Origin of the sequence: Mongoliibacter sp. (assembly GCF_007692705.1) — a bacterium.
In the GTDB taxonomy this organism is placed as follows: domain Bacteria; phylum Bacteroidota; class Bacteroidia; order Cytophagales; family Cyclobacteriaceae; genus Mongoliibacter.
Genome location: NZ_REBN01000034.1, coordinates 1 through 3,941 on the forward strand (window position 1 = coordinate 1; position 3,941 = coordinate 3,941).

The 3,941-nt window shown below is 34.5% G+C and carries 4 protein-coding genes; 1 reads left to right on the forward strand and 3 read right to left on the reverse strand.

Features of this window, described 5'->3' with window-relative positions:
* The first annotated feature begins 408 nt into the window (after positions 1 to 408).
* Positions 409 to 1,548: an ATP-binding protein gene (locus EA341_RS00495; protein ID WP_293010721.1), complete on the forward strand. Its 1,140-nt coding sequence runs from the start codon at positions 409 to 411 to the stop codon at positions 1,546 to 1,548.
* A 390-nt stretch (positions 1,549 to 1,938) separates the two neighbouring features.
* Here the strand turns inward: EA341_RS00495 and EA341_RS00500 are convergent, their stop codons facing one another.
* From EA341_RS00500 to EA341_RS00510, 3 genes are all read right to left on the reverse strand, one after another.
* Complete coding sequence (locus EA341_RS00500; RefSeq protein WP_293010722.1) at positions 1,939 to 3,138, reverse strand: 6-bladed beta-propeller; 1,200 nt, start codon at positions 3,136 to 3,138, stop codon at positions 1,939 to 1,941.
* Positions 3,139 to 3,156: 18 nt separating this feature from the next.
* Positions 3,157 to 3,351, reverse strand: a complete 195-nt coding sequence (locus EA341_RS00505) for a hypothetical protein (RefSeq protein WP_293010723.1) — start codon at positions 3,349 to 3,351, stop codon at positions 3,157 to 3,159.
* A 103-nt stretch (positions 3,352 to 3,454) separates the two neighbouring features.
* The gene (locus EA341_RS00510) at positions 3,455 to 3,691 is read right to left on the reverse strand and encodes a thioredoxin domain-containing protein (RefSeq protein WP_293010724.1); all 237 of its coding nucleotides are present in this window, start codon (positions 3,689 to 3,691) and stop codon (positions 3,455 to 3,457) included.
* Positions 3,692 to 3,941: the final 250 nt, after the last annotated feature.

The following is a 3,941-nucleotide window of genomic DNA, read 5'->3' on the forward strand; positions in this document are numbered from 1 at the left end:
AGTAGAACTATGATTTACAGAATTATAAACTTTTTTTATAGTTTTTAAAAAATTTTGCAGATTATCTGCTGTCCGAAAGTTATACCTTCGGACTTTTGATAAAGGAGTATTTTACTCCATTCCCTATTATGCCAATTCGTCAAATCTGAGGGCTAAAAAACCTTCGAGGTTTGGAAAACCTCAAAGGTTAAATGATCCTTTTCTATCTGCAGATTCCGAGCTTCCTGCGAGCCGCCTCAGTGAAAAACCATGTCATCTGTGGACAGAAAATATCTTAAGGAACTTAAGAATTGCAATTGTAAGTCATAAATTTAGTTAAATTTGTGAACAAAGATTCATGAATTTAGCTAAATATGTGAACTTAACTTTATATTTTTAGCTAAATTTTAACATACATTCTCAGGCATCATGGAAATCAAGAGGAAAATCCTATCTATCATTCAAAAACAACTCTACAAAGGAAAAGTAATCATCCTGTATGGTGCAAGAAGAACCGGAAAGACCACCCTTGTGAAAAAACTAATGGAAGACAACCAAGCAAGTGCTTCCTACTTCAATTGTGAATTGCAAGAAAATCAGGAACTTTTATCCAATACCAATTCAGTTTTGTTGAAGGATTTTGTTGGCAAAAAAAAGCTGATCATTTTAGACGAAGCACAATATATTCCAAACATAGGTTTAATTTTAAAAGTATTGGTGGATACTTTCCCTGGTACCCAATTTTTAGCCACAGGATCTTCCAGCTTTGAACTTTCAAATCAAATAGCAGAACCCCTTACTGGTCGTTCTCGTCAGTTTCTTCTTTTACCTTTTTCATTGGAAGAAGTGTACCAAAATCAACCTTTGATACAAATCAAGAGCAGTATTCCCAGCTACCTCCGCTTTGGCATGTATCCTCAGGTGTATATGGCCGATGGCGAAGATAAAATAGAGGAATTGATGGATATCAGTACTAATTATCTGTACAAAGATATTCTCCAGTTGGACGCCATCAAAAAACCGGATATTCTTCAAAAACTCTTAAAAGGCATAGCCTTGCAACTAGGGAGCGAATCCTCACTTAATGAATTAGCTCAACTTGCCGGAACCAATGTGCATACAGTGAACCGGTATTTAGATCTTCTGGAAAAAGCTTTTGTCATTTTCAGGCTTACTGCTTTTAGCAAAAACCTCAGAAAAGAAATCAACAAAAGCCAAAAAATATATTTCTATGATTTGGGAATCAGAAATGCCATTATCAGAAATTTCAGTCCCTTAGATGTCCGAACAGATATCGGCGGATTATGGGAAAATTTCTGTATCAGTGAACGGTTGAAATACAATCAAAACCACAGGAGATTTGTCAATACCTACTTTTGGAGAACCTATGACCAACAGGAAATAGATTATATCGAAGAGGTGGACGGAAAGCTTTATTGTTTCGAGTTCAAATATAATCCAAAATCAAAATCCAAATTCCCAAAAATCTTTCGGGAAACCTACACGGAATCTGAGTTCAAAGTAATTAGCCCTGAAAATTTTTATGAATTGGCGGATTTGGGACAATAAAGCTTATTCCCCGCTGTCCGAAGGTTGTGCCTTCGGACTTCTGATAAAGGAGTTTTCAACTCCATTTGTAATTAAGCCAAAGGCTTAAAGACCAGATATCCGAAGCCAAAGGCTCCGGATAACCGGAGGATGGGTAGTTAAGGGGTTCCTGTAAAGAGTGATTGAGATTTCCTGCAAACCTGCCTTTTCCTGAATTTTGTAATGGTTGAAAGTGGAAATTATCCAGATTGACTTGATCTCAATCTTAAAATTGTTTTTGGAAAAATATGGAATCTGATTCCGCATTTTTCCATTTTTCTTTGGAATATGATTTTCATCATTTCAATTTCACAATCCCGATAACAGGATTTTCCTCTTACTTTGAAGCACTGTTATAAATCCTTTAAATTTCTAATTCAATTCATTTACTCGGATTTTTAATATGTAAGGGTTTTCATATTTATCAAAATCTTGATAGATGCGATGAAGGTATGGGTTGGTTTTTAGGAATTCAGGAAGGGATGGATTTTCATTCAGTTTATCAATTTCCGATTTAATCGTATAGGGATCTATAGAAAAATACAAGAAATGCCTATCACTTCCAATAGGAGTGTAGACCAAATAGGAACTCAAATCTGAAAAATCATTTCCAAATTCGCTAGACCACCCTTTGACTACCTTAACTTCATTGGTAGTCCTATCTACGATAGCAGTATAGAATTTGGATCCCTGAATCACGAAAAAGAAAAAATGGCTATCTGTTGGCTGTATTGAAAAAACTGATGCATAATCATTGGCTGCTGCTTGGTTTCTAAAATCCATTATGTTTTCAAATGAACGGTCAAAGAATTCCCTAGGTGTTTGAGATTTTCCAAAATCAAGTATATGTTTTATAGTAGACCCATATTCGCTTAATGTATAAAGCGTGTCATTATCGGAGTAAAAAAACTCAATTTCTTCATTATAAGCATAAAAAGTGTCGTTGTTGAGTACACTTAGATACCTTCTTTCATTTTCAATTTTACTGAACCCTTTCTTTTTTTCACCGGAGATTCCAGAAACTAGAACGGCGCGATATCCATCTCCCTCAAAAAAAACACCACCATAGATAAAATAATCATCTCCATCTGGCATAAAGGAAGTAGCCAAGTAGAGGTAAGGATTGTTCCATTCATTTTGAAACTCTCCTTCGGGATTAAATCTCAGTAATTTGCCACTGTTTCTATCTAATACCTCTATTAAAGAGGAATTTTCATTCCACCGAATGTCATCAACTGATTGAAATTCTCCTGGACCATTTCCCAATCTTGAAATAGAATCTAAAAACCCTCCATTAGAATCAAGCCGTAGAATTTTACTGGAGGTGAGCAACCAATAATTATTTTCTCTCGATAAGACTCTTTTGATTGATTTTATAGGGATTCCTTCTGATCCTTTAATAGCGATTATTTCCTCTATTGCAAAGAGTGATTCAAATGTTTCGGGATTTGCATTTTCAAGATTTATTGTAATAAATTTTGACTCTCCTGTATCCTTTTTGTCAGGGGAAGAACATTTAACAAATAAAATAAAAACAATTAAAACCTGTAAAATGTAAAGACTTTTATTCATATGATAAATTTTTGATTACTAACAAGGTATTCCTGAGCATGAATCCAATTCGTTCGTACTTTCTACACAACAATAGGTATCAGGGCCTGTTTGTGCCATTGTGTAATACTTTGGCTTATCAGGTTCTACCGATGCTTGAGCATTTGATTTCAAGGGTGCAAGAAACCCAAGGCTTAGAACGATTGCCCCTATTCCCAAAATTAACTTTTTCATTTTTTTTAGATTTAATTGACTATTAATATCTCCGGACATTTGGGTCAGCCGAAGCCTCTGACCATTCATCGCGACTGAATATTTTTATCCTTTTGGATGCCATTTATACCAGAATATATTTTAGATCTTCCACACTGTAAGCTTTAGGTAATTCATACCCATTGATAAAGATTGTGGGTGTGTAGCTGATATTTTCCTGTTCGCACCAATTCAGCATGTCTTGTATGCGGGATTTTTGAGCTTTCAGTTCTCCGATCATAGGGTATTTGGTGGCAAAGGCTTCATACTCTTTATTCTCAGGCAGGTACCAATGGTCCAAAGCCTTGCTTGTTACTTCCATTAAAACATTGGTTAAAAAGGATTTTATAAATATTAAGCTATTGAATAGAGTTAAAAGAACATTTGAACTTAAAATTTAAATTTTATAATTCCAAAAATTAATTGTCTTATAAAGGGTATTTAGATAGGATTTTATATTATTTAAACATATAAAAACAGAATATTATTTTAAAATATTCGCTTACCCCCCCCCCTCCCCCCATTCAAACTAATTGATAAGTAGTACTGTGATTTACAGAATTATAAACTTT